The organism is Chloroflexota bacterium (assembly GCA_026708035.1).
Classification (GTDB): Bacteria; Chloroflexota; UBA11872; order UBA11872; family UBA11872; genus JAJECS01.
This window is the reverse complement of sequence record JAPOVQ010000027.1, coordinates 60,727-83,898: the sequence shown is the minus strand read 5'-3', so window position 1 is coordinate 83,898 and position 23,172 is coordinate 60,727. Positions and strand designations below refer to the sequence as shown.

24 protein-coding genes and 1 tRNA gene are annotated in these 23,172 nt (G+C 68.8%); 15 read left to right on the top strand and 10 right to left on the bottom strand.

Annotated elements, in window-relative coordinates; translation table 11 throughout:
- Positions 1–87: 87 nt before the first annotated feature.
- A complete protein-coding gene (locus OXG33_11955) occupies positions 88–942 on the bottom strand; it encodes a hypothetical protein (protein ID MCY4114628.1) in 855 nt (284 codons plus the stop codon).
- A 383-nt stretch (positions 943–1,325) separates the two neighbouring features.
- Here OXG33_11955 and OXG33_11950 point away from each other — a divergent pair, with 383 nt between their 5' ends.
- The 9 genes from OXG33_11950 to OXG33_11910 all read left to right on the top strand — a co-directional run bounded on the left by OXG33_11950 (position 1,326) and on the right by OXG33_11910 (position 12,785).
- Entirely contained in the window at positions 1,326–1,937 is a 612-nt protein-coding gene (locus tag OXG33_11950) for a hypothetical protein (protein MCY4114627.1), read from the top strand.
- Between the two features lie 7 nt (positions 1,938–1,944).
- Positions 1,945–2,928, top strand: coding sequence for a hypothetical protein (locus tag OXG33_11945; protein MCY4114626.1), 984 nt, complete (start codon positions 1,945–1,947; stop codon positions 2,926–2,928).
- Positions 2,929–3,092: 164 nt separating this feature from the next.
- Entirely contained in the window at positions 3,093–3,386 is a 294-nt protein-coding gene (locus OXG33_11940; protein MCY4114625.1) for a pilin, read from the top strand.
- Positions 3,387–3,429: 43 nt separating this feature from the next.
- Entirely contained in the window at positions 3,430–5,115 is a 1,686-nt protein-coding gene (locus OXG33_11935) for a hypothetical protein (protein ID MCY4114624.1), read from the top strand.
- Positions 5,112–5,423 carry a hypothetical protein gene (locus OXG33_11930; protein ID MCY4114623.1) on the top strand — a complete coding sequence of 104 codons (312 nt, stop codon included), beginning with the start codon at positions 5,112–5,114 and terminating at the stop codon, positions 5,421–5,423. Before OXG33_11935 ends, OXG33_11930 begins: the two co-directional genes overlap by 4 nt.
- A 19-nt stretch (positions 5,424–5,442) precedes the next feature.
- Entirely contained in the window at positions 5,443–7,656 is a 2,214-nt protein-coding gene (locus OXG33_11925; protein ID MCY4114622.1) for a hypothetical protein, read from the top strand.
- Between the two features lie 129 nt (positions 7,657–7,785).
- Positions 7,786–10,377, top strand: a complete 2,592-nt coding sequence (locus tag OXG33_11920; GenBank protein MCY4114621.1) for a type IV secretion system DNA-binding domain-containing protein — start codon at positions 7,786–7,788, stop codon at positions 10,375–10,377.
- Positions 10,374–12,026, top strand: a complete 1,653-nt coding sequence (locus OXG33_11915; GenBank protein MCY4114620.1) for a MarR family winged helix-turn-helix transcriptional regulator — start codon at positions 10,374–10,376, stop codon at positions 12,024–12,026. The genes OXG33_11920 and OXG33_11915 overlap by 4 nt, the downstream gene beginning before the upstream one ends.
- Positions 12,027–12,521: 495 nt before the next feature.
- Complete coding sequence (locus tag OXG33_11910) at positions 12,522–12,785, top strand: hypothetical protein (protein MCY4114619.1); 264 nt, start codon at positions 12,522–12,524, stop codon at positions 12,783–12,785.
- 34 nt (positions 12,786–12,819) lie between these two features.
- Here the strand turns inward: OXG33_11910 and OXG33_11905 are convergent, their stop codons facing one another.
- Entirely contained in the window at positions 12,820–13,143 is a 324-nt protein-coding gene (locus tag OXG33_11905; GenBank protein MCY4114618.1) for a hypothetical protein, read from the bottom strand.
- A 258-nt stretch (positions 13,144–13,401) separates the two neighbouring features.
- Here OXG33_11905 and OXG33_11900 point away from each other — a divergent pair, with 258 nt between their 5' ends.
- The 4 genes from OXG33_11900 (at position 13,402) to OXG33_11885 (ending at position 15,551) form a co-directional block, all read left to right on the top strand.
- On the top strand, positions 13,402–13,962 hold the full coding sequence (locus OXG33_11900) for a hypothetical protein (GenBank protein ID MCY4114617.1): 561 nt from the start codon (positions 13,402–13,404) through the stop codon (positions 13,960–13,962).
- Between the two features lie 458 nt (positions 13,963–14,420).
- Positions 14,421–14,618, top strand: a complete 198-nt coding sequence (locus OXG33_11895; protein ID MCY4114616.1) for a type II toxin-antitoxin system VapB family antitoxin — start codon at positions 14,421–14,423, stop codon at positions 14,616–14,618.
- Between the two features lie 47 nt (positions 14,619–14,665).
- Entirely contained in the window at positions 14,666–15,103 is a 438-nt protein-coding gene (locus OXG33_11890) for a PIN domain-containing protein (protein ID MCY4114615.1), read from the top strand.
- Between the two features lie 238 nt (positions 15,104–15,341).
- Entirely contained in the window at positions 15,342–15,551 is a 210-nt protein-coding gene (locus OXG33_11885; GenBank protein MCY4114614.1) for a hypothetical protein, read from the top strand.
- Between the two features lie 160 nt (positions 15,552–15,711).
- On the opposite strand, the gene OXG33_11880 is transcribed toward OXG33_11885, so the two are convergent.
- The 5 genes from OXG33_11880 to OXG33_11860 all read right to left on the bottom strand — a co-directional run bounded on the left by OXG33_11880 (position 15,712) and on the right by OXG33_11860 (position 18,022).
- Positions 15,712–16,191 carry a hypothetical protein gene (locus OXG33_11880; GenBank protein ID MCY4114613.1) on the bottom strand — a complete coding sequence of 160 codons (480 nt, stop codon included), beginning with the start codon at positions 16,189–16,191 and terminating at the stop codon, positions 15,712–15,714.
- Between the two features lie 312 nt (positions 16,192–16,503).
- Positions 16,504–16,989, bottom strand: coding sequence for a hypothetical protein (locus OXG33_11875; protein ID MCY4114612.1), 486 nt, complete (start codon positions 16,987–16,989; stop codon positions 16,504–16,506).
- A 215-nt stretch (positions 16,990–17,204) separates the two neighbouring features.
- Positions 17,205–17,501, bottom strand: a complete 297-nt coding sequence (locus OXG33_11870) for a helix-turn-helix transcriptional regulator (GenBank protein ID MCY4114611.1) — start codon at positions 17,499–17,501, stop codon at positions 17,205–17,207.
- Positions 17,502–17,505: 4 nt separating this feature from the next.
- Positions 17,506–17,787 carry a hypothetical protein gene (locus OXG33_11865; protein MCY4114610.1) on the bottom strand — a complete coding sequence of 94 codons (282 nt, stop codon included), beginning with the start codon at positions 17,785–17,787 and terminating at the stop codon, positions 17,506–17,508.
- A complete protein-coding gene (locus tag OXG33_11860) occupies positions 17,777–18,022 on the bottom strand; it encodes a helix-turn-helix transcriptional regulator (GenBank protein MCY4114609.1) in 246 nt (81 codons plus the stop codon). Before OXG33_11860 ends, OXG33_11865 begins: the two co-directional genes overlap by 11 nt.
- A gap of 381 nt (positions 18,023–18,403) precedes the next feature.
- Here OXG33_11860 and OXG33_11855 point away from each other — a divergent pair, with 381 nt between their 5' ends.
- The gene (locus OXG33_11855; GenBank protein MCY4114608.1) at positions 18,404–18,805 is read left to right on the top strand and encodes a helix-turn-helix transcriptional regulator; all 402 of its coding nucleotides are present in this window, start codon (positions 18,404–18,406) and stop codon (positions 18,803–18,805) included.
- A gap of 132 nt (positions 18,806–18,937) precedes the next feature.
- Positions 18,938–19,774 (top strand): hypothetical protein, encoded by an 837-nt coding sequence (locus tag OXG33_11850; protein MCY4114607.1) that lies wholly within the window; start codon positions 18,938–18,940, stop codon positions 19,772–19,774.
- A gap of 121 nt (positions 19,775–19,895) precedes the next feature.
- Here OXG33_11850 and OXG33_11845 read toward each other — a convergent pair whose 3' ends face one another.
- From OXG33_11845 to OXG33_11835, 3 genes are all read right to left on the bottom strand, one after another.
- Entirely contained in the window at positions 19,896–20,147 is a 252-nt protein-coding gene (locus tag OXG33_11845; GenBank protein MCY4114606.1) for a hypothetical protein, read from the bottom strand.
- A 1,200-nt stretch (positions 20,148–21,347) separates the two neighbouring features.
- Positions 21,348–21,440 (bottom strand) — tRNA-Val (locus OXG33_11840).
- A gap of 33 nt (positions 21,441–21,473) precedes the next feature.
- The gene (locus OXG33_11835; protein ID MCY4114605.1) at positions 21,474–22,493 is read right to left on the bottom strand and encodes an aryldialkylphosphatase; all 1,020 of its coding nucleotides are present in this window, start codon (positions 22,491–22,493) and stop codon (positions 21,474–21,476) included.
- Positions 22,494–23,172: the final 679 nt, after the last annotated feature.

Sequence of the window (23,172 nt, the reverse complement as noted above, 5' to 3'; positions counted from 1 at the left end):
CGGCGCCCTCCAGCCCCAGGTACTTGCGCCAGTGCCGCGGCACTGGCGCAACCCCCATGGACGCCCGCCGGCGCACGCCTCGTTGAGCTACCGCCACCACAGGCCCAGGGTGAGGACCCGGCGGACCCAGCGCCGCAGTTCGCGCCGGGCCCGCTCCGTCTGGAGGTCCGCCAGCGCCCGCCGCCGCCAGCGCAGGTAGCCCTCGCGCTCGGACGGATGTATCGGATACGTATCCGGCGGCAGGGTCAACGCGTACTCCCCGATCAGGGCGATCTCCAACGCCATGATCCGCTCGCGGGTCTTCACCTGGTCGAGCGTCGTGCCCTCCTCGCGCCGCTGGTTCAGCCGCCGCCACTCCACGACCGCCGGCAATCCCCGACCGTAGGAGGCTTCCTCGCCCGGGCGCGGGTCGGCGGTCACCACGCCGAGCCGGCTCGGATCGTCGACCGCCCATGGCGGCTCGGGCGCCGTGGCCTCGGCACCGGCGGCCGTCGCCGTGCCGTGGCCCCGCTCCAGCCGCGCCACCCGGCGGGTCAGCGCCTGCAGCCCCTGCAGCGCCTGCGCGGCGGCGTCCGCCTGGCGGACCGCCGCCCGCAGCTCGTCCGCAGCCGCGTCGTCACCGCGCCGCGCCTGCGCCATCGCGGTCTGCTGGGTCTCCAGTCGCTCGACCCGCTGAGCCAGGGCCTGCATCTCGTCCCGCTGCCGGGTTGCCGCCGCCTCGCCCTCGGCCAGCAGCCGCCGCTCCACCGTCACCCGCATCAACGGGGACAACGCGCCCCGCCGCAGGCTCGCCGCCAGCGTCCGGGGGTCCACCCCCAGATCCGCCGCCGCGCCCTTCAGTTTCCGCTCCCGCACCAGGTCGTGGAGCAGCGCCATCAGCCGCAACTCGTGCACGTCCTCCACGCTCGGGCGCTTGCCCCCGACCGTTGTCCCGCGTTGCATCGATCTCGCCTCCCCGGACAAACCTGTCGTTTTCACCGAGGCCATGGCTCGTCTCCCGTCCGTGCGCCGTTGGCAAACGTGCGTGTCCGATAGGAGGCGCATGCGCTCCGCCGTGCAACCGAGCCTTATGTCGGAGTGCTCGCGGCGATGCAGCCCGCCGCTCGCACTCCTTCCTATCGCACCAGTTCCACAACGCCCGTGCATGTGTGCACGCCACGGCCGTTCTCTGTACACCCCCAGGACATCACATTCGGTCCGCCACCGTGCAGACCCTGGAGGGAGGCCTGTGGACAGGCCCTCCCAATAAGCCATTACGGCGCGACGCGCGGCTGTTCACACTCGCTGGGCACGACCGACGACCCCATCACCGCAAAGGCCCCGCAGTGGAACGATCCGCGCCCACGCCGTCCGGTAGGGCGAGCCGGTGGCGCGCCCTGGCCCGTGCGCTGCTGCTGGCGGCGCTGCTGACGATCCCGTCAAGCACCCCCGCCCTGGCGCAGGACCCGGCCGGCCCTGGCCTGACCCTCGTCAACGCCGACCAGGACCCGATCGAGCGCAAGGACGACGGGCGCTTCATCGCGCGGCCCCTCTTCAATCAGGCGGTCGACGGTCTCCACTACGGCGTGCGCCACCCCGACACCGGCGCCTGGATCACGAGCGTGTATCAGGTGCATGGCGGAGCCACGCGGCGCGCCGACGGCTGGGAGGTCAGCTTCGAGTACCCCGGGCTGGACGAGCAGCCCGAGCTCGACCCGGAGCAGACCTACCTCCTGGTCCTGCTGGTGGCCGGCGGTAGCGGGACGCCCCACGCCTTCCACGCCGTGATTCCGGTCTATCAGCCCACCGGGCTGTGGGACCAGGTGCTCGGCGCCCTGGACCCGGAGCGCTGGGCCCGGGCCTTCGCGCACTGGGTCATCGAGGGGGTCCACGGGACCCTCTGCGGCGTGGTGGAGCGCGCCAGCGACGCGGACGCCGCCGTCTGCGGGGGCGGATGACGCCGGGATGAGCGACATCTTCACCGGCACGCCGCCGGGGCTGACCTACGGGCACCCCCTGGTGATCCAGGCCTGGACGGTCGTCTGGGCCGTGGCCTCCGGCGCGTTGGTCGTCATCCTGGGCTGGCTGGGGCTGAGCCTCATCATGAGCGAGCATCTGGGCCAGGCCCAGGCGGGCTGGCGTGACGCGGTGCCCCGCCTGGTCCTCGGACTGGTGGCCGCCGCCACGTCGCTGTGGTGGTGCGCCCTGATCATTGACATGGCCGACGCCATCGCCGGCTTCGTCGCCACGTCGCTCGACATCACCCCCGGCGACCTGCTCCGAGCCTCGGCCGAGACGTTGCTCACCGCGGTTGCGGCCGGAAGCGTGGGCCTGGCCGTCCTCCTGGCGCTGCTCTACTTGATCTACGGCCTGTTCGTCCTCTACGTCGTGGTGCAGATGCTCCTGCGGCTGGCCCTCATCGACCTCCTGCTGGCGCTGGCGCCCATCACGTGGGGGTTGTGGATCCTGCCGCACACCGCGGGCTGGGCGCGGCACTGGGTGCGCACCTTCATGACGACGGTATTCCAGCAGGCGGTGCAGCTGATCGCCCTGGCGTTGGCCTTCGGATTCCTGCAGGAGTTTGCGGGCATCGCCACCTTCGAGCCGGTCCAGGACCTCATCTGGAAGCTGCTGCTGTCGCTGGCCTTCGTGTACCTGGCGACGCGCGTGCCGTCGTTGCTGGGTCAAGCGGGAACCTTCGACGCCTGGCTGCGCACGCTCCACTACGGCATGGCCCTGCCCGGGTCCCTGGCCCGCTCCGCCCGGGCCGTCGGGATGCTGGCGGGTGGCGCCGCCGGCGGCCCCGCCGGGATGGCGGCGGGCGCCGCGGCTGCCGGATCGGGGCTGGCGTCAGGCGCGACCGGCGGCGCCCGGTCGGCGGCGGACACCGCCACGCCATCGGGCCGTGGCGCGGGTGGCGGCGGAGCGCCCCGGAGCGCCAGCGAGTGATCACCCACGACATCCACCGGCAGGCGCGGGCTCGTGCCGATCACCCGAGGACGCGAGGAGGCGCGATGGGCCAGTAACGCGGCGGCGCCCGCACGCAACGCGAACACGCGAACAACGAAACAGCGAGTGAGGGAATCACTCAACCATGACAAGGAGACACACGAATGGCACAACTGACCCAGACCATCTCGAACTTGGTCGGCATCCTGCTGGGATTGGTCGGCGCGGTGGGCGTCGGCTTCTTCATCTACGGGGCCTACCTGTACCTGACGGCCTCGGGCGCGCCCCACCAGATGGAACGCGGCAAGAGCGCCATGTTGACCGCCGTCGCCGGCATCGTGCTCGCGATGGTGGCCTACGGCATCGTCGGATTGGTGATGAACGCCGTGGTGAGCCCGGCGGTGACGCCCAGCCTCCCCACCCCCATCACGCCCGCGCCCCCCAGCACCGGCGGCTAGGCGGCCACCGGGACGGAGGAAAGGCAACCAGGAGGACACACTCATGCACGAGCACGAAGTGCCGACCCACGTGCAGGCCGAAGACCGCGTCCTGTTGTGGTTCACGTTCCCGCAGATCGTGGCGCTGACGGCGGTGGGCGCCCTCGCCTACGGCGCCTTCCGCGTCCTGCCCATCGGCTCATCCGAGCTGCGGCTCGCCATCGCCGTCGGCCTGGGCCTGCTCGGCCTGGCGGCCGTCGTGGGCCGGATCGGGGGCCGGCGGCTGCCGCTGGTCGTCGCCGACCTGCTGCGGTTCCGGCTGGGACCGCGACGCTACGCCGGGACCCAGGCCGAGCTGCTGCGGCACCAGGCGCCCCCGCCGACGCCGACCGCGGCGGAGCGGCTCCGGCTGCTGCCGCGGCGCGTCCGGCGGCGCCTCCGCCGTCGGCGCCCGCGCAAGGGACGCCGCCGCGAACGGCGGCGCGTGCGGCCCCTCGGATGGTTCGGCAAGCGCTGGCGCACGCGGCGGCGGAAGCCCGGGAACGGCCGGCCACCGGCGACCCGGAAACCGAAGCGTGGCACGGGCTGGGGCATCGCCCTGGCCATCGCCGCCCTGGCGACGGTTCCGATCGCCGTCCCGCCCGCGGCCCTGGCCGACGAGCCCTGGCAGGACGAGATCGAGTTCGAGATGCCCGCGCCGGTCCCCGGCCGGCGGCTCTTCGTTGAGGAGCTGGCGGTGGCGGGTGATCGCGCCACGGTCACCCTGCGCGCGGCCACCGACCTGGACCTGCAGGTGCGAGTCTACGGTGACCGCCGGCAGCCGTCGTTCACCGGCACGGCATCCCTCGCCCAGGGCCAGCGCGTCGTCTACCGCCTGCCCCTCGTCGGCGTCGCGCCGTCCCTCGCCTTCGCCTGGAAAGACGCGCGGGGACAGGCGGGGGCCGTGACCCTGCAAGGGCCGCAGCTGCCCTATCCCCTCCCTGTGGTCGAGGGCGAGATCTGCGACGCCCGCGTCGTCGCCCTCAGCTGGAAACCGGACCGCATCGAGGGCGTGCTGGCCGCCGACTGCGTGTCCGACATTGCAGCGGTGGTGGACCTCCCCACGACCGACGGTCACCATGCCCAGCGCGTGACGGCGGTGCGAGAGGCCGAGGTCACCGCCATCACGGGGACGGTCGCCCTCGTGAGCGGCGGGGCGCGCGCCAGCGCGTCGTTCGTCCCCAACGGCGAGACAAGAGTCCAGCTGCCGGTGGCGGCGGGCCGAACCGTGCACCGCGTGACGCTGGCGGCCGACGTGCGGGCGACGCTGGAGATGGCCCTGCCGCCGCTGATCCACCTCACCCACCACCCCGAACGCATCGAAGCCCGGACCGCAACGGTGCGCCTTGAGCGGCCGGGCACCAGCAAGACCGTCAGCGAGATTGTGACGGTGACCCATGCCGGCGGAACCACGACGCAGCACACGGTCGCGGCGAACCTCGAAATCCCCAGCACGGTCGTCGACCGCGACGTCATCCTGACCATCGTCCACCCCGAGCACGTGCGGGCGGAGGTGGTGGAGCGCGAGCCCATCACGCGCGACCAACGCGAGGCGCTGGCCCTGACGCTGCGCGTCGGGTCCGACGCCCCCTATCGAGTCCTCAACCTGCCGCCACTCCCGCCGGGCCCCGAGCCCGCGGCGCAGACGCGTCTCAGTGATGAGCAGGTGCACGATCTCTTCACCCTCCTCGGCTGGCGGTGGCCGTGGTGAGTCGTCTCATACGCGTTCAGCTCAACCCCAGCCGTGCCCTCGCCGTGCTGAATGCGGCGCAAGCCGAGGAGCAGTCGATGCTGCATGCCTTCGACCAGGTGCTGACCGCGATGGCCTACGCCGCCAGCGGCTGCTGCCTGTTCGCCATCGTCTGGGCGGGCGTCGTCCTGATGGTCGAGGGCGGGGAGGGGCGCGGCGCCGGCAAGGCCCGGAGCGCCGTCCTGGGGGCCGTCATGGGGTTGGTGCTCGTGCTCTCGGCCAAAGGCGTGGCGCTGGCCCTGCTGCGCGGCATGGTCCCCATTCCATGACGCCGAGGAGGCGACGACTGTGAACCCCCTGCGTACGAACCTGCACCGGCTGACCGCCCGCGTCCACCGCCGGAACCCCGCGGCGGCCCCACCCACGCCGCCGCTTCCCCTGCCCGAGGGCTTCCTGCTCTCCCACGTGGAGGAGGACGGCCTGGTGCGGGCCGACGGGGTGAAGGTCGGCGTGCTGGAGGTGCTGGGGCTGGAGCCGGATGAGCCCAAGCTGGGCGCCTTCGCCGGGACCCTCAACGCCCTGGACTTCTCCACGCAGCTGCTCGTGCGCCAGCATCCGCCGCTGCTGGGCGGGTTGCGGACGGCGTTGCGGGACGCCCAACCGGCGAACCTGTCCGACCAGGCCAGGGCCGCCGCCGACTCGCTGCACCGGCTCCTTGAGGACCTGGAGACGCGGGACGGCGTCCTGGACCGGCGCTTTTACGCCATCTGCCAGGTCGAGCGGGCGGACGACCTGCGGGGGCTGCTGGCGCGCGCCGGCCTGACGGTCCATCCCCTGACGGGCCGTCCCTTGCGGATGGTGCTCGTCGCCTCGGCGCTGGGCGGGTCCCCCACCCAGCCGGACGCGGACGCGCCCGCGGCGGTCACGATCAACCGGCGCGACATCCGCGTCGGGGACCACCTGACCCGCTCGCTGCATCTGGGCCACTGGCCCCGGTCGCTCTCGCCAGGGTTCCTCCGAGGCCTCATGGCGACCGGGACGCCCATGGACCTGGCCCTCCACCTGGGGCCGATCCCCGCCGCGCAGGCGGCCCGGACCCTGGAGTGGCAGAAGGTGCGCTTCGAGTCGGCGCAGTCATGGTCGCTGCGCCGGGGCCGCACCATGGCCCCCGAGGCGGCGATTGCCCTGGAGGACGTCACCCGGCTGCGCGACGCGGTGCAGCGCGGCCGGGAGCGACTCTTTCATGCGTCGCTGGCCATCACCCTGCACGCGCCGGACGCGACGTCCCTCGAGGAGGCGACCCAGCGGGCCCGGGCCCACGTCGCCGCCACGCTGGGCATGCTGGACGGGCTGAGCTTCCGCCAGCGCGAGGGTCGCCTGTCCACGCTGCCCCTGGGCCTCAACGCCATCGGCGCGTGGCGCACCCTGGACACCTCGTCCCTGGCCCGCTGCTATCCCTTCGCGCCGCCCGATCTGGACACCCGGCGGGGGACGCTGGTCGGCATCGACCTGCGGGCCGGCGCGCCGGTGGTCTACGACCCCTTCGACGGCACGCATCTCAACGCCAACACCGCCGTGCTGGCCCGCTCCGGCAGCGGCAAGTCGTTCGCCACCAAGCTGGGCGTGCTGCGGGGCCTCGCCCGCGGCGTCGTCGCCTACGTGATCGACCCCGAGGGCGAGTACGCCGATCTGGCCCGCGCCGCGGGCGGGCGGGTGCTGTCGCCCGGCGTCCCCGGCCAGGGCATGAACCCCTTCGTCATCGAGCGGGGCGACAGCGAGGAACTGCTCCAGCGCGTCGGCAGCCTGCGCCGCCTCATCGAGGTGATGATCGGCGAACGGCTGGGCGCCGAGCGGCGGGCCGCCCTGGACCACGCCCTGGCCGCCTACTACGCCGAGTTCCGCACCCGCACAGGCTTCAAGGACTTCTACGCCCATTTGGAACGCAGCGGGGAGGATGGCCTCACCAAGCTCCTGCGGCCCTTCGCCACCGGCAGCCTGCGGCATCTGCTCGCCGACGAGGGCGAGGACCTGCTCGCCACCGAGGCGCTGGTCACCGTCTTCGACCTGCGCCTCTTGGAGCCGGAGTTGCGGCCCGCCGCCGCCATGGTCTGCACCGAGACGGTCTGGGCCGCGGCCGCCCAGAACCCCAAACCTCGCCTGCTGGTCGTGGACGAGGTGTGGTCGATCATGCAGCACCCCGAGGGGGCCGCCTTCATGGTCTCGATGGCCAAGCGGGCCCGGAAGCACCGCCTGGGCTTGCAGTTCATCACCCAGGACGTCCAGGACCTCCTGAGCGAGGATCCGTCCCAGCTCATCACCGGGCATTCGGGCCGCGCCCTGCTGCAGAACGCGGCCTTCAAGCTGTTGCTCCAGCAGGACGCGGCGGCCATCGCCACGGTCGGCGACGCCTTCGACCTGCCGGAGGACCTGCAACGCTGGCTGTTGTCCTGCCCCAGGGGCGACGGCTTGCTCCTGGCCCGCGGGGGGCGCTTCCCCATCCGCGTCGAGGCCACGCCCGAGGAGTGCGAGGTGATCGAGTGGCGGCCCGACCGCCACGGCTAGGCCGACCATCGCGCATCCCAATGCCCGTGGCGATCGACGCGCGCCGTGCCCACCCGCGGCGGCCACCAGCCGCGCGGCGCGGCCCGCCATCCCACTGAAGCGCCGACCACGAAAGGCAGGCATCTCGACATGCCACCCAATCCCCTGGCCACCCTGTGCCGTCGCCAGCACACCGAGCCGGCGCCCGTCCTGCTGGCGGTGACGCCGCCGCGTACCGGGGAACGCACCCTGCTGGGCGTGGAGAACTTCCTCCAGTCCATCGCGGTGCCCGAACCCTTTGCCCTGGAGCTGGCGGGGGATGCCGACGGCGTGACGCTCATGGCCCGCTGCCGCGACGACGCGGTGGTGCGGGGCCAGATCGCGGCCCACTATCCCCAGGCGCGCGTCCACGAGGTGCCGCCGGCGGCGGATCCCCTGCGCCTCGACGCCGGCGAGCAGGCGTGGTCCACGACCCTCCGGTCCAGCGGCCCCGAGTACGTGCCGCTGCGGGTCTTCCGCGACGACGACCTGCTGGACCCCGGCTCGGATCCGCTCATCGCCCTGCTGGGTGCGCTGTCGGCCCTGCGCCCCGGCGAGCGCGTCGTGGCCCGACTCCTGCTGCGCTCCCTGGGTCCCGACTGGTCGGAGCCGCACCTGGCCAAAGCCCAGGCGCGCCCGAGCGCCGCGCGCGACGACCCGACCTATACCTACCAGACCAAGCCCCTGCACACCGACGGTGTGACCATGGCCGTGATCGGCGTGGTGGCGCTGGCGGCCTATCGGGGCTACCTCTGGGTGCAGGCCGGGGACACGTGGACGGCCATCGGGCTGGGGCTCGGCGTCGTGGGTGGCGTGGCCCTGGCGGGCTGGGTCCGGCAGCGGTGGCAGCGGGCGCGCACCCGTCCCGACGACCCGCGGCTGATCCAGGAAAAAGTCTCGCGCGTCGCCTTTGAGGCCGAGGTCCAGATCGTCGCCATCCTCCCGCAGGGCGACCACCGCCAGCGCGCGCAGGAGGTGGTGGCGCCGGTGATCGCCGCCTATGGGCACTACGACCACCCGGCCGGCGCGTGCTTCATGGCGAGCGACGTTCGGCCCGTCGCGCCCGGCCCGTCGCGGCTGCATCCCGCCGGTCCGGGGCTCTTCGGCCGGCGCAGCGTCTTGGGCGTGCGGGAGGCGGCGTGTCTGTGGCACCCGCCGAGCGCCGGCGATGAGACGCCCCTCGTGGAGCGGTCGGGCGCCCGGGCGCTCATCCCCACGGCGCGCGGCGTCAGGGGCGGCGCCCACATGGGCGCCACCACCGCGGGCAGCCCCCGTCCGATCCGCTTCCCCGCTGACCTGCTGCGCCGGCACCACCTCTACGTGGCCCGCACCCGCATGGGCAAGTCCACCCTCATGCACCACCTCGTCGCCCACAAGCTGGGCGAGAAGGCCGCCGGGCGCGACGGCGACGCCATCGTCGTGGTCGATCCCCACGCCGACCTGGTGGACGCCCTGGCGGCGCAGGTCCCCGCGGAGCTCGTGGATACGGTGCGCCTCATTGATCTGGCCGACGCTTCGGGCGCGCCTGGCATCAACCTCCTCGACACCCGCATCTTTGCCGACCGCGATCGCACGGCGGACTCGGTGGTGCGCATCGCCCGCGGCCTCTGGGACCAGTGGGGACCCCGGATGCAGTCCATCCTGGAGCAGATGGTCAAGAGCCTGCACGAGGCCAACGCGCACCCCGACACGGACGCGGGCGACCAGTACACGATCCTCGACGGCCTGCGGCTGCTCGCGGACGGCAAGTTTCGAGGCCGCGTGCTGGGCAAGGTCAGCGACCCCTACCTGCTGGAGTGGTGGGCGCGGGACTTTGCCTCCTGGCACCGCCAATATCGCGCCGAGGCGCTGGCGCCGGTCCAGACCCGCCTCTCCTACTACGCGTCCTCGAAGCGCGCCCGCGCCATCCTGGGCCAGTCCCGCTCCACGATCAACCTGCGCCGCGTCATCCTGGACGGCGGGGTGTTGTTGGTCTCGACCGCGCAGGGCGAGGCGGGCCGCGACGTGGCCGCCCTGGTGGGCGCGTCCCTGCTCAACCTGGTGGACGCCGTGATCCGCGAGCAGGGCAGCCGGCCGCCCGAGCAGCGGCGCGGTGTGCTGGTCGTCGTGGACGAATTGCAGGCCATGCCCGGCGTGGACTATGAGTCGATGCTCAGCGAGCTGGGCAAGTTCGGGGCCAGTTTCGTGCTGGCCACCCAGAGCCTGGCCAAGCTGGACGACCTCTCCCCCACGCTGCGGGACACGCTGCTGGCCAACGTGGGCTGCCTGGCGGTGTTCCAGGTGGCCGGCGCCGACGCCCGCCAGTTGGTCTGGGAGTTGGGCAAGGACCGGGTGTCCGAAGACGACATCACGTCGCTGCCGGTGCACCACTGCTACGTGCGGGCCACCGTGGGCACGGAGCGCATGCCCGCCTTCTCCATGCTGGTGCGCAAGCCCGAGCCCGGCGACGCCGCGATCGCCGCCCGCATCCGGGCCGCCGCGGCGGGGTACACCACCAGCGCCACGGAGATCGCCGCCGGGGAGCTGGCGTCGCAGCAGCGGGTGGAGATGTTCCGCAAGGAACTCACGGCCATCACGGCCGGCGAGGCTCCGGCAAAGGCGCCGGCTGCACCCCAAGCCCCGCGGCGGCGCACGCGACGCGTCCGCACCCGGCGGCAGCCGAAGGCGGACGGCGCCGCTGCGCCCGGCCGCACCGAACCGTGAGTCCAGGCGACCGCCGGGTCCAGACGCTGCGGCGACTTGTCGCGATGCCGTTTCTCGACCGGTTGGAACTGGCCGCCGTCTCGGGAATGGCCGACCGCGCCGCCTATCACGCCGTCGCCGATCTGGAACAACGGGGCCTGGCCGCGTCGGTCGCCCACGCCACCGATCTGCTGCGGACGACGCGGCGCTGCGTTCCCACCGTCGCCGGCCTGCGCCTGGCGGCCCGAGCGGACGGCCTCAGCCTGGACGACTTGCTCCGGAGCCGTCCCGTCTCCGCCCAATGGCGGCGGATCCTGCTGGCACGCCTCGACGCCGTGGCGGTCGTCTACCGCCTCGCGGCGTCCATCGCGGCGCTCAAGGGCCCCGTGGAGGTTCGCTGGTACCGGGCCCAGCCCCTCGATGCCGCCATCATCCTCCCCGGCGGGTGCACTGTCGGCGTGGTCCGGCAGGGCCGCACCGCCGACCGCACCGGCTTCGCCAAGCGCCTCTGGCGACTCCGGGAGGACCCGCGCCCCGGCGGCGTCCTGCTGCTCATGCCCGACGAGGTGCGGCTGCGCCACGCCCGCCGTCGGCTGGCGGACGCCCCGCTGGCGGCCTTTCTGGCCCTGGAGCGGGATGCGATCTGGGGCGGTCCCGACCATCGCGCGTGGCGCCCGCGCACGATCAACGCGATCGTTGACCTGCCGTCGGCGCTCGCTGCCCTGGATCCGGGCGGCACGCTGCCCGCGGAGCCGACGCCGGCGCGGGCGACCCTGCCTGAGGCGATCAACGTCGACGCGCCGCGACACGACACGCCCGACTGGCTGTTGCCCGTCCGGCTGCGGCCCGCCGAGACGCGCGCCCTCGACCTGCTCGCCGACTGGCCCTGGATCAGCCGGGACGACCTGCGCGGGCTGCTGGGGGTCTCGCAGGCGCGCGTGTCGCAGCTGCTGACCAGACTTGAAGGGTTCGGCTTGGCGACCCACGTCTCCGCCGCCGGCCGCCGCCTCGTCCTTACCGAGCGGGGGCTGGCGCTGCTGGCCCGGCGGGACCGCGCAGCCGTGGGCGCCGCCAAGACGCGCTGGAGCGCCGCGCCGCGGGACGCGGCTCGCCCCCTGACCTGGCGCAACGTCGCCGGCGCGCGCAGCCGCCAGTTGCTCCGCAACGTCGCGCACACGGCCGCCGTGCACGCCTTCATCGCGGCCTTGGCCCGGCAGGCGCACGCCCTGGGCTGGGAACTCGCACAGATCGACCCACCCCACCGGGCGTCACGATATTTCTGGCACGGTCATACGCGGCGCGCTGTGCATCCCGACGCCTTCGGCGTCCTGCGTCGCGGGACGACGACCTGGGCCTTTTTCCTCGAATGGGAGCGCCGCGCGGTACGGCCAGCCACGATGGCGGCGCGCCTGGCGCCCTACCTGCGCTACTACGCCTCCTCCCGACCCACCGACGACCATGGGGCGCCGCCCGCCATACTCATCGTCGCCCATGACGATCTGGCGGCCATCCACTTCCTCCGCGTGGCTCGGACGGAGATCGACCGGTCCGGGGTCAACGTCCCCCTGTGGGTCACCCACGCGCCGGCGCTGGCGACGCACGGACCGCTCGGGCAGGTCTGGCGCACGCCGGGCTGCTGGAAGGTCGTCAGCGCCATTCCCGACGGCTGACGGCGGCCGAGTCGGGGACGGAGCGCGCGCGGCTGATGGTCAGCCGCTGATCGGGCCATCCGGCCCCGCCAACCTGAACAGGCGAAAGAGCCTCCACGCTGAGGATCGACCTAGACCTGCAGTCAGGCACTCGTCCAACCCTCGTGGCGACAAGCCCGTCACGCATCGCAATCCCGCTAAAGTTCGCCGCACAAGATAGGCTGTCCACCGCAGCAGCTCAGCGAGCGGCCAGCATTCTGAGAATTGCCATCCGCCTGTGGACGGGGCTGACCTGGGTAGTGGGTCACTCTGATGTTGCACTGCGGTATGGTGACCAGTGGTCCGCTGGCGCAGGTGGGACCCCCTCGATTCGGAAGCTGACGGATGGGGATGGATTCCCGCGCGCGCGAGAATCCAGGGGCAAACTGACCTACCACCCTGACCTGATCTGGTGAAACAATTCACTTTATCTGTGCTACCGTCTGGTCAGGCACACGGCCCGCAGGAGTTTCCTTCATGGGTGATATCGGCGTATGGGCGGTTGTAGTCGTCATTCTCAGTGCGATGTTCTGGCTCTCCGTTGCCAGTCTGACGCACTATATCGCCCAAGCCAAAGGGCGTGGGTCGATTCTGTGGTTCATCTTTGGGTTGTTCTTCCCCGTGCTGTCCCTGATTGTGGTCGTGCTCATGCCAGCGCGAAACTCCATCGTACGTGTGCAGCTGGATGATGGCCAAACGGTTGAAGGCAAAGTTATCGATGTAAAGAGCGGCAACACGTAACATTCCCCCAAGTATTCGGCCTATCGTGTGACCTTTACAGGCGTTTGCGTTTCGCCTGAAGAAATTGCGTCGCTTGCCACAGGAAACTAATCAGCAAGATCATCACCGTAATCGTGATGATAGTTCGCAGGACATTCAGTAAACCACTATCGCCAGCCCCTATCTCCTCAGCGGGTTGCTCCGCTGCGATGGCGGCGCTGGAGGCAATGGGCGTACGATCTGTCGATTGTTCGGATGTTTGTGTTTCAGTAGTTGGTTCAGGACAGACGCATTCGTCACTTTGAAATACAGCCACAAAGACCGACATGGCGGTAATCACTGCCATGAGGGTGAACAGGACTGTCCAAACTGTCTTCATCTGGCACCTCCCTCTGCGAGAGAATATAGGGTCGGAAGCGGACAGACATTCGCAAGCGCCTAAGCACAGCCCGCTTCAGGCGTAGTATAGTAGCTTTGGGTCGTGGATCGCGTTGACTTGTGATCTGCTATTGCCATGCTGGTACAGGATCGGTGACCGGTGTCGAGTTGACGTGACCGAGCCGCTGGGGTTGACCGCCCAGCGGCTCGGTATGCGCCAATGAAAGTGAGAACGCCACGAGACACAGGAGAGCGCATGGTGCGCATTCTCGTCCCGCTGACCGCCGTCGTGATCGCCGGAGCCCTGTCCGTGACGGCGGCTGTCGCCGTGCTCGACCACCGCCGAACCGCCGAATGGAACACCTTCATCTCGAACGCCATGCGTGCGGACTCGTCTGGACCTATGGTGACTTCGGAGATCGTTCGGGAAGTACCAGTCCATGGGTCGCACCTGAGGTCAGACGCCCCACAGGAATTCCTCTATGTCAACGGTGTCGGCCCTGAGCCGACGTCCCCCATCAACCTGGTGTCCGAGGGGTTGTGGCTTGTCCGGATTCGCTTCGCGGACGACGAGCCGCCGGATGTTGACACGATCCCGAGCGTGAGCCTTACCAGCGTCAGCGGTTCCGGCGGCATCGCGTGGTCGGGAGACTGGTGGAATCACATCTACGTCACGGCTGACAGCGATTGGGCGCTGATCCTGGGCGAGCGGATGGCCGTATTCGCGCCTGGTGAGGTCGTGATGCACATCTCGGACCTCCCCGACGACGTCGCCTGGTGGGCGGAGTTTGAGCGGCTTGGCGAGCTCAAGCCGCCGTAGGCACGTCCGGTCCTCGTCCACCACAGGTCGTAACCGACCGTCGCAGCCCGGCACTTGACGTGCTGGGCCTGGAGGCCTTTCAGCAGCTGCACCTGCTTCGCCGTGTGGCTGGCCAGCGTGCGCATCTTGCTGGGACTCTGGGTCCCGTGGCACGACATGCGGGGAGGTTGCGTGCTGGCGATGCTGGTCGGCGGGCAAGCACGCTCGCCGGCTCGGGTCGTCTACACCATCCGGCCATCGTCACAATCGTCAGAAGCTTAGGAGTTGCACTGAACTCCGTAGGGTACACGGCTGCTCGGACCATGCACAGGGGGTAGGCAGGACGACGGTGATGACGCAGACCACTGCAGAATTTGTCATTCTCAAGGTGGCGGGTGACGCTGCGCCAGGCAATGGGAGTCACCACCCGGCTATAATATGGCATGACTGTACAAGGGGATATGGCTGGTAAGGGCAGGATGAAGACGACGATTGACATCCAGGACGAGTTGCTGGCGCGCGCCAAGCGGCACGCGCAACGGACCGGACGCCCGTTGCGTGCCGTGGTTGAAGACGGCCTTCGCCGGGTGCTCTCGACGGCAGCTCCGCGTCAACGCTACTGTCTGCCCGACTACAGCGTAGGCGAAGCCGGGGTGAGTGATCCCTTGGAGGCGTAGTCTTGGCAGGACCTCCGAGAGGTCATTTACTCGGAGCCTGAACGCCGATGATCGCCGTGGACACAAACCGGCTAGTTTATGCGCACCGGCGCGAATCGAGGCACCACGAGGCGGCCTCCTCGTTGCTGCGCGAGTTGGTGCAGGGTGACGATGCTTGGGCCATTCCCTGGCCCTGCTGCTACGAGTTTCTCAACGTGGTGACCAACCCCCGCATCTGGAGGGACAACGCCACCAGCCCGGAGCAGTCGTGGCGTCAACTCGCCGCTTGGACAGCGTCCCCTTCACTGCGGCTGATAGGGGAGACCGAGGACTTTCCGGAGGTATTGGAGAGGTTCGTGCGACGGCCCCGAGTGATAGCCGGAGTTGTCCACGACGCCAGGATCGCGGCCATATGCCTGGCCCATGGAGCCGAAGCGCTACTGACCCGGGACCGCGACGTCTCGCTATTCCCGGAACTCAAGACGCGGGACCCAATCGCCGGGTGAACCCTCGATAGATTGCCGAGAGCAACCTGTAGGGCTGAAACTCTCGAAGAGAACGGACGCACGCCAAGTCCGCGGAGCAACCGTGTTGGGGTGGCAACTCCTAGGCCGACATGGGGATCCAGGTGCTTGTTCGCGACTGGACTTTGCTTGAGGACGAGCAGTTTGCGCAGGCTGGCCACGAGGGCGACCTTGGGCCGCTTGCCCGCCGCGAGAAGCCGCGGTCGTGGTCAACGAACCGATGACGTATTCGCAGCTTATCGGGAGAGCCGCCGAGATGTGGTTGGACCGGCTTGTCTCCGGTCTTCCCCTTCTCATCCTCGCCCTCGTCACCATCGACTGGTGGCTTTCCATCGCCTTCGTTAGTCTGAGTGCGGTAGTCATTGGATCAATTCTCTGCCGGGCATTCCTCAACATCATGGAGCGCCACTACAACGGCCGGAGGTGGTAGTTATATGAATACCGCAGAACTCGCCTGTGCGATTCGGAGCGTCCTTGGGCGCGAGATGCCAACTCGTGACGTGCGGCAATTGCTCCGAGCGCTATTTCCTGCAAGCCGGCCCGGGCGCGGACGGCCCTGGATGCTGAGTAAGCGACAAGTCGACATCGTACTAGCGTGCATGAAGCAGCTCAGAAACTACGAAGACGAAGTGCTGCGCCGCGGGTAGGCGCACTCGACGATGATGGCTACACGGTACGGCATCGGTATCGTGCCCTTGCCGTGTACCGACGGGTTGTTGCCGAACACGTAGCTGACACTTCCGTACACCGTGCTCGCTCCACATCGCCGTCTGACCGGTGTCGTCTCGAAACAGGATGCGATAGGCCGTATCCAACTCGACGACGTGATGCACGGGCTCGCCAGTGAACACCACATCCGTCAACTCGCCCGGCCTGAGGGGCAACGCGTTCCATTCTGGCTCGCCACCTTCGTCGCCATCGGGTGAAACTTCGCCATAGCGCATGAGGATGCCGAATGCCCACACTTGGACGGCAGGGATCCGCTGCCACGGATCCCGGACCATCCCCAGCACGACCAGCAGGCCGATCAGCAGCGCGTTCTCGATCACCTGAAATAGTCGCTCCAGCAAGAAGCCTCCGAGAAGCGCAAAGCTATAGCCCGTTGCTTCCTACATCCAAAGCAGGAGCCGGTCAACCACGCGGGGTTTCGCCTTCACACCACGAATCTATCCCATTGAATCAAGTATGCAGCTGCCGATCGAACTGGGGTTCTTCGCCGATATCCGATCGACCGCGGATGGCGAATTCTCGGTCAAACCAGAGTTTTTCGACGTACCGCTTGCCGAGGCGGTCGTTGTCCCGGTCACTGAGGCTGATCCACGAGTTGTCGTACCCCCTTCGACATTCGGTAGCGACGCTCGTGCGGCGAACTTGGCTTTATTTCAGATGCCAGATTGGCGCGTTTCACCGTCTCTCACAATGGCCCAATATGCCACTTTGACAATAAACGAATCCGATGCTAAATCGGAAATGGCGAGCATGCAATCAAGCTGGACATCGACATCCGTGGTATGTAAGAAATCCGTCAACTTGGAATACGAACGCGCATCAAGTCCGTCCTCACGTCGCTGCGCATCGGTGGGCTTCCCGGTCGTTGCGTTGAGTTCCTCCGGGTGGGTGTTAATCCGGGTAAGGACGCCACTCGCACGCCCACGCTCGCTATTGAACGAGTCACCGAGCGTGACTGTGGTCCGCTTCCGCGTCGCCGGCTTGAATCGGCTGTAGGTGTCGCGGCACGGGATCGCAGTGACGTCTCGCAATGACATCGAGTCCGTGGACGCCGGAGCGCCGTGTTTCGACAGAACGTCCGGGTTCTCGCGGTGCTTGGCTCGGCCGGGAAATCGTCGCGCGAGTTTGATCCGGTCCACGACAATGGACCTAAGCATCCCCTTGCCCGTTTCGAGCGAAGCCTTGAATCGGCCTTCCGGTTCCCCGCAAGCGCGGGGATAACCCCATGATCAGCTCGGCCCAGTTGATGTCCGGCGAAGTTCCCCCGAAGGCGCGGGGTAGACGCCGCCCTGCCGCGCCGTCCCCGGAGACTGACCATAAGCGAGACGGCGCATCCGGCGGACACTGCCGATGGTCAGGGAGCCGGCGGCCCGCCCGGCTCCATCCCGGGGTCTGGCAAGTCCCGCTCGGGACACATCAGCACCTCTATGAGCCCCAACTGGTCGGCAAGGGTCAGCAGGACGAAGAGATGCGGTGCACTCGGCACCGTGCCGCGCCGCCATTCTCGGATCCGGTAGGGGCTCACGCCGAGGCGGCGAGCCAGGGAACGCCAGGAGAATCCACCGGCCGCCTTGAATCGCTCCAGCCGTGTGGGGAAGTCCGGCGGAAAGACAGGGGTGATGGGACGGTGGATCCGACGCTGGCGGCCCATATCCTTAGCTATCCAATGGCTGGCTGGCGTCGTCCCCGAGCAGCAGGTCGAGGCCGCCGGGCACACGATCCGCCAGCCGAAAGAGCGCGAACAGCGCGCCGCCGCAGGGCTCCGTGCCCCGCCGCCAGCGCTGCACTTGGCGCACGTCCACGCCGAGGCACATCGCCACGCCCTCCCACGAGAGGCCCGTGGCCTGCTTGAGACGGTCGAGGCGCTGGGGAAAGTTCTCCGGCAGGAAGGGCCAGCCCAACACGAGGTGGGACGGCGGGACGGGCCTAGATCGCATCGCCACGCTCCACGATGAACAGGTCATCGAAGCGATCGATGTCGAGGGCCCGCTGGAGCCGCCGTCGCATCCGGGGCGAGGGGTGCCGCTGTCCGGTGATCAACTGCGAGAGGTAGCCCGAACTGATGCCCATCTGGCGGGCGAGCTCGTTCTGGGAGAGGTTGGTCCGGTCGAGCCGACGCCAGACCGCATAGGGGTTGAGCCGGACCTTGGGTCGGGGGCGCTTACCGGGCACGGCGGTCGGCCTCCCGCGACGACGCTGGCTCGACGTCGGATGGTGCGGCATCACGACCAGGCCCGGTGGCGGCCGTGCGATCCTTCAGGTAGGCGCGGACGATCAGACGCGCCAGGAGACGCAGCCCCTGGCGCCGGAGCGCCTCTTGCGCCTGGGGGAGCCGCAGCTGGCCGGTGGTCGTGGGCAATGGTGCGACCTTCCGCGGAGACGCCACGGTGCAGGCGGAGGCCGGGCACACGGACGCCGGGTAGAGGACTGGTTCTGATACTATGCAGAAGTATAGCAACAGGATAGGGATTTGGTCGGATCAATGGGCTTATATCGAGGGCGTCAGGCGGCATATGCTTGCTATCGTCCAGCAAAACGTCGTATGCTGGAGATATGACGAATGGCGAGCGGACCGACACAGGCATTGGCGCTTACCTGCGCGAACTGCGTGGGACTCGGAGCCTGCGCGAGGTCTACCGCCGCACCGGCATCTCCGACCCCTACCTCTCCAACATCGAGAAGGGGCACCGGCGTCCCGGTCCGCGGGTCCTTCAGAAGCTGGCTGCCTTCTATGGAGTTTCGCTGCAGGACTTGCTCAAGCGTGCCGGGCACCTGGACGCCGGGGACGACGCGGGCGCCGAGGCGGAGGCGAACGTCGACCGGGCCTTCGACTTCGTCCTGGCCGACCCCAAGTTCCGGTTCGGTACCCGACCCGACGGACCACTGAGCCTGGCCGCCAAGCGCTTCATCGTGGAGATGTACGAGATGCTCACCGGGAAGCGGCTGCTGGAATGACGCGCACGCTCGACGACTTCTGCGACAGTCTCGTGGACCAGGGCCCCGACCAGTGGCGGCCGGCCCCGGCCGCGCTGGCCGACGCCTTCGTCAGGTACTTCCGCCTCTCGGGGGCGTCCAACCCTCGACGAGGTGACCCGGGTCCTGCGAGACGCCGGGATCGCCGCCGTCGTCGGCACCCACTTGCCCGGCGGCCTGCGGGGCTTCCACTGCGGCCTGGCACCCGGCGCGTACGCCATTCACTACTCGACCGATCAGTGGGCGGGCGCCTGGGAACACACGGTGCTTCACGAGACCTACGAGATCATTGACGAGATGCTCCAAGACCGCGCCGCGGACCCCGCCCCCGTCCGGAATCTCTGTCGCGAAGCCGACCAGTTTGCCGCGGCGGTCCTCATGCAGCCGGCAGCGTTCACCGGGCTGGCCGTGGCGACCGGGCTCGACGTGCTGGCCTTGCGGCAGCGCTACCGCCGGTCCTATGCCTCGGTGACCCTGCGGCTCGCCGAAGTGCTGCGCCAGCAGCCGTTGCTGGCGGTGCTGTATGAGCGCAGGGAATCCGGCGTACCCGCCGCGTGGACTGAGCGGCCGGCGCCCGGCGCGTTTCGAGCCACGGTCGTGGCGCGCACGCCCGGGTTTGGGGCGCGCAACGCCGGCCTCCTCAGCGGCACGCGGGGCGGCATGCCCCGGCGGGGCCGCCCGCCAGCCGCGGACGCGTTGGTGGCGCAGGTCGTGCGGAGCGGCCGGGCGAGCTATGCCGAGGAAGAGCCGGCGGGCAATGATCTTGGCACGGGCGACGTCGCCGTCGTCGTAAGGCCCGTCGTCTGGCACCGACGACTGGCCAAGATCGCGCTCGTCGCCGTGCCGTATCGCGACCGAAGCGCCCTTCAGCCACAGCTCGCCAGCGCCGATTTCGCTGATACGAGTGGCCGCAACCTCGCGACAGCGCAGCACGAAAGGACATCCGCATGACGCAGCCGCCTGACGTCCGACTGGTGGCCCTCTACGCCCGCGTCTCCAGCGACCGTCAGGACGTGGACCTGTCCGTCGCGGCCCAACTTCGGGCGCTCCGCGACTACGCCGCGAAACACGGCTACGTCGTGGCGCGGGAGTACGTCGACGAGGCCGAGAGCGGCCGCGTCGCCGATCGGCCGCAGTTTCGCCGGATGCTGGAAGCGGCCAGCCAGCCGGACGCCCCGTTCCAGGAAATCCTGGTCTGGAAGTTCTCCCGCTTCACCCGCAAGCGCGAGCACGCCGTCGCCTTCAAGTCGATGCTGCGCCGCAGGGGCGTGCGCGTCGTCTCCATCACCGAGCACGCCGACGACTCCCCCACCGGCAAACTCATGGAGGCCATCATCGAGAGCGTGGACGAGTTCTACAGCGAGAACCTGGCGCAGGAGGTCACCCGCGGGATGCGGGAGGCCGCCGCCCGGGGCTTCTGGATACCCACCTACGCGCCCTACGGCTACCGCAAGGTCTATGTCCAGGACGGCGCCAAGCAGCGCCCGAAGCTCGCGCTGGCCCCGCCCGCCGACGCCGTGGTTCGGCGCATCTTCGAGCTGGCGCGCAGCGGCCAGAGCGTGCTTGGCATTACCCGGATCCTCAACGCGGAGGGCATCCCAACCACGAACGGCAAGCGCTGGCTAAAGACCACGATCCACCAGATGCTGACCAATGAGGCCTACGCTGGCACGTTGATCTGGGGGCGCAACGCCAAGGACGGCGGACCGCCAATCCGGGTCGAGGCCGCCGTTCCCGCCATTGTGTCCCGCGCAGCGTTCGACCACGTCCAGCGGCTGCTCAAGTCGCGGGCGCCCAAGCAGGTGAATCCGCGCCGCATCGCCAGCCGCTACCTCCTCAGCGGGTTGGTCCGCTGCGCGCCCTGCGGCACGTCGCTCACCGCCTCGGAGGCGAAGAGTGGCAGGTACACCTACTACGTCTGCCAATCGAAGATCAAACGAGGTGCCGAGACCTGCACGACGCCGAGGCTCAACGCGCCCAGGTTCGAGCAGTTGATCGTCGAGCAGCTGCGCGATCACATTCTCACCGAGCGCAACATCCGCGCGTTGGTCGCGCTCGTCGACGAGGAGATGGATGGGCTCGCCCGCGAGCAGCGCGACAAGCTGGCGACGATCGAGCAGGAACTCGATGAGCTCAACCGCGCGCTCGACCGTATCTGGCGAGTGATCGAGACCACCGACCTAGAGGTTGCCGTCGCCGCCGAGCGGACCCGTGAACACCAGCAGCGCAAGGATCAGCTGGAGCTGGCGGCTGACGACACTCGCCGAGCGCTCGCCGAGCGGCGGCAGCTGCTGGACAGTGCCGACGTGATCGCCGAGTTCGCCAAGGACATGAGCCGGTTCCTCCTGACCAGCGACATCATGGAGACGAAGGCGTTCATCCGCTCCTTTGTGAAGCGCATCACGGTGCGACCTGGCCGGGCCGTCATCCGCTACACCATCCCGATGCCAGACGACAGTCCAGTCGGGCGCACAGACGCCTCCGAGGTGGCCCTCGACGGCGACTTTATGAGTTCGGTACGTGCTGGTGGGCGCGAGGGGACTCGAACCTCTGACCTCCACGATGTCAACGTGGCGCTCCAGCTAGTTGCGGTCTGCGCCCGCGGCGCAACCCGCCCGCCGCTTAGATTGCGAGGGCGCTCATCCCGCCTTCAAGCGAAGCTGAGAATGCGCTTCGGATTCTCGATCAGGATGGTGTCGATCTGCTCTTGGTCAAAGCCTCGTTGCCGCATCATCGGCACCACATAGTTCAAGATGTGGGGAAAGCCCCAGCCGCCGTAGCGAACCCGCGTCGACTTGCGGCAAATGTCCTGTGAGACCAGGATCTGCTCGAGGTGGCCCGCCTCCATCAGCGCCTGGATTTCGTAGATGCGCTGGGTATCGTTGGGGATATCCATGTAATCGTCGGCGGTCCAGTAGGAGGGGAAGTGGCCCTCCCAACCAAAGACGTCGTACTCGAGGTAGCACCCGGACCGCGCCAGCCGCAGGCGCTCCTCGGGAGTGCGCAGGCGGACGTCGATATGGCACATGATGACGCGGCTCAGATCGGCGCCGGCGGCGGCGATGATATCCACTATTTCGAAGGGTGCGGCGCGGTTGCGGCCCGGATGAATGCTGAGGCATGCGCCGGTGTGCTGCTGCGCCCGGGCGGCGGCGCGTAGCACCTTGCGCTCGTTGTCCTCCAGCGGCCAGGAGCAACCGATCTCGCCGACGATGCCGGCCTTGACGCCGCTGTCGCCGACGCCGATTTCGATGTCCCGGACGATCTCCGCATAGACCTCGTCCTCGCTCTTCGCGGCAAGCACGGGGGGATGACTCGGGGCGGTGTAATAGCCGGATCCCATGACAATGTTGAGCCCGGTGGAGCGGGCGATCCGCGCCAGGCCTTCCGGGTCGCGGCCGACGCCGTTGATGGTGCAGTCGACGATGCTATTGCCGCCCGCCACTTTGAAGAGCAGGGCTTCGTCGATGGCTTCGCGCTCGTCCAGCAGGCGCAGGTTGTCCAGATTCTCGAAGGAGTGGTAGCGCAACCAGCCCAGATTCTCGATGCCGACCGGCTCGTAGGCTCGCCCCCGCTGGCTTGCCGCGGCGGGCAGCGCAAAGGCGCAGGACAGATCGACGAGCAGGTGCTCGTGAGGCAAGGTAATGCCCAGCTCGCCGCCGCATATCAAGCCCAGGACAGTCTGGACTCTTCCAACTCGTGAGGCATTGGCCATATCTGCACGCCTCCGCTATGTGTCCGCGAACTTCGCGAAGCCGGCGCGAAATACCGCCTTCATAGCCGACGTTTTCAGGGTATTGGGTCTGTCAAAGGTGGTGGGCCTGAGTTGACGGTAGGCAGAACTTTCTTCGAGTTGTGGCTTGGGGACTGTAGTATCTCGTAAGCTGTCGCGGCACAATTGCGGCTAGCCTACTGCGTCCACCGAGCAAGACTAGTCTACCACTCAATGCCCATCGCTGGCCCACCACCCTTGCCGGATTCGTGGGCCAGCCAACGGGCGATAGCGCCATTGAGCACCCCCGTGAATTCGGGTGCGGGTCCACCCCAGGCGGATTGACATACATAACCACAAGGGTTATATTCGTGCAATGTATCCAGTGGTCTTCCATAAGCGGCGCAACGGTGCCATCCCCTATGAGGAGTACGTACGGAGCGTCTATCACGCGGGGCAGAAGACGGAGGCGGCGAGAATCAGGGCATTCGTTGAACGCCTCGGGCAGGAAGGTTCACAGCGTCTCGTTGCGAGGCGATGGGCAGAGAAGATGAACGACGTATGGCAGCTTCGCGCCGGCCAGCACCGGATATTCTACTTCTGGCATTCAGAGGCCGAGCGGTACGTCATTTTGAAT

Coding starts and splice junctions, on each gene's coding strand:
- OXG33_11955 (MCY4114628.1), bottom strand. CDS start 942: ATGCAACGCGGGACAACGGTCGGGGGCAAGCGCCCGAGCGTGGAGGAC.
- OXG33_11945 (MCY4114626.1), top strand. CDS start 1,945: ATGAGCGACATCTTCACCGGCACGCCGCCGGGGCTGACCTACGGGCAC.
- OXG33_11940 (MCY4114625.1), top strand. CDS start 3,093: ATGGCACAACTGACCCAGACCATCTCGAACTTGGTCGGCATCCTGCTG.
- OXG33_11935 (MCY4114624.1), top strand. CDS start 3,430: ATGCACGAGCACGAAGTGCCGACCCACGTGCAGGCCGAAGACCGCGTC.
- OXG33_11920 (MCY4114621.1), top strand. CDS start 7,786: ATGCCACCCAATCCCCTGGCCACCCTGTGCCGTCGCCAGCACACCGAG.
- OXG33_11910 (MCY4114619.1), top strand. CDS start 12,522: ATGGGTGATATCGGCGTATGGGCGGTTGTAGTCGTCATTCTCAGTGCG.
- OXG33_11905 (MCY4114618.1), bottom strand. CDS start 13,143: ATGAAGACAGTTTGGACAGTCCTGTTCACCCTCATGGCAGTGATTACC.
- OXG33_11895 (MCY4114616.1), top strand. CDS start 14,421: ATGAAGACGACGATTGACATCCAGGACGAGTTGCTGGCGCGCGCCAAG.
- OXG33_11890 (MCY4114615.1), top strand. CDS start 14,666: ATGATCGCCGTGGACACAAACCGGCTAGTTTATGCGCACCGGCGCGAA.
- OXG33_11885 (MCY4114614.1), top strand. CDS start 15,342: ATGACGTATTCGCAGCTTATCGGGAGAGCCGCCGAGATGTGGTTGGAC.
- OXG33_11870 (MCY4114611.1), bottom strand. CDS start 17,501: ATGGGCCGCCAGCGTCGGATCCACCGTCCCATCACCCCTGTCTTTCCG.
- OXG33_11865 (MCY4114610.1), bottom strand. CDS start 17,787: ATGCGATCTAGGCCCGTCCCGCCGTCCCACCTCGTGTTGGGCTGGCCC.
- OXG33_11855 (MCY4114608.1), top strand. CDS start 18,404: ATGACGAATGGCGAGCGGACCGACACAGGCATTGGCGCTTACCTGCGC.
- OXG33_11845 (MCY4114606.1), bottom strand. CDS start 20,147: ATGAGTTTGCCGGTGGGGGAGTCGTCGGCGTGCTCGGTGATGGAGACG.